Annotated in this window: 2 protein-coding genes; both read right to left on the bottom strand. The window is 56.2% G+C overall.

Translation table 11 applies throughout. The features are described from left to right. Positions 1-842: ATP-binding cassette domain-containing protein (locus E3E51_RS12890; protein ID WP_167913517.1), on the bottom strand; the 842-nt coding region annotated here is incomplete at its 3' end. 10 nt (positions 843-852) lie between these two features. Beyond that, a partial coding sequence (locus tag E3E51_RS12885) for an ABC transporter ATP-binding protein (protein ID WP_167913516.1) occupies positions 853-1232 on the bottom strand: 380 nt, incomplete at its 5' end.

The raw sequence follows: 1232 nt of genomic DNA, 5'->3' as shown, positions 1-1232 counted from the left end.
AGTTCCTTGATGATGTTCCTGCGCTCCGGTTTGGGCTCCGGAACGGCGGAGAGCAGTGCCCTGGTGTACGGGTGGAGCGGGTTGTCGATGACCTTCTCGACTGGACCCATCTCGACTATCCTTCCGAGGTACATGACCGCCATCCAGTCGGCGAAGTACCTAGCGGTGGACATGTCGTGGGTGATGTAGAGGTAGGTGACTCCCATCTTCTCCTTAAGCTCCTTCATCAGCTCAAGGATTTCCGCACGGATTGAAACGTCGAGCATCGAGACCGGCTCGTCGGCGACGATGAAGGTCGGATTGAGGATGAGGGCCCTTGCTATAGCGACACGCTGCCTCTGTCCGCCGGAGAGCATGTGCGGGAACCTGCCGACGTAGTCCTCGGGAGGGGTTATCTTGACCATCTCAAGGGCCTTGTAGATGAGCTCCTCACGCTCGGCCTTGGTTTCACCGATGCCGTGTATGAGGAGCGGCTCCTCAAGGATGTCGAATATCCTGAACCTCGGGTTCATCGAACTGAACGGATCCTGAAAGATCATCTGAACCTTTCTTCTGTAATCAAGGATCTCCTCCCTGGTCCTGACGTTAGTAACGTCCTTGCCTTCGAGGTGTATCCTGCCGTCAGTGGGCTCAAGGAGCTTGACGATGAGCTTTCCTGTGGTGGACTTACCACAGCCGCTCTCACCGACGAGGGCGAAGACCTGCTGCTTGTATATCTCAAAGCTGATGCCGTCCACCGCGTGGACCTTCTTCTGCGGGGCACCCTTAATGGTGTCTATGAATCCCTTCTTGATTGGGAAGTACTTCTTAAGGTTCTCAACTTTAAGTACCGGCTCGGCCATTTCTCACACCTCACAGCAGCCAGCATGCGGCGTAGTGGTCCTTATCAACTTCCTTCAGCTCGGGCTCCTGCTCCTTACAAACCTGCATTGCGTAGGGGCACCTCGGGTGGAAGCGGCATCCCTTCGGCGGTGTGATGAGGTTGGGCGGCTGTCCCGGGATGAACTCCAGCTTCTCAACGTCCTCGTGGAGCCTCGGTATTGCCGCGAGGAGCTTCTGGGTGTACGGGTGGGCCGGCTCGTAGTAGACCTTCTCGCTGTCACCAATCTCGACTATCTTACCGGCGTACATCACAGCAACCCTGTCGCTGATCTCAGCGAGGATGCTGAGGTCGTGGGTGATGAATATCATCGAGAGGCCGAGTTCCTTCTTCAGCTTCTTCATGAGGTTGA

Origin of the sequence: Thermococcus sp. 21S7, from assembly GCF_012027615.1 — an archaeon.
Taxonomy (GTDB): domain Archaea; phylum Methanobacteriota_B; class Thermococci; order Thermococcales; family Thermococcaceae; genus Thermococcus.
This window is presented reverse-complemented; position numbering and strand designations above follow the sequence as displayed.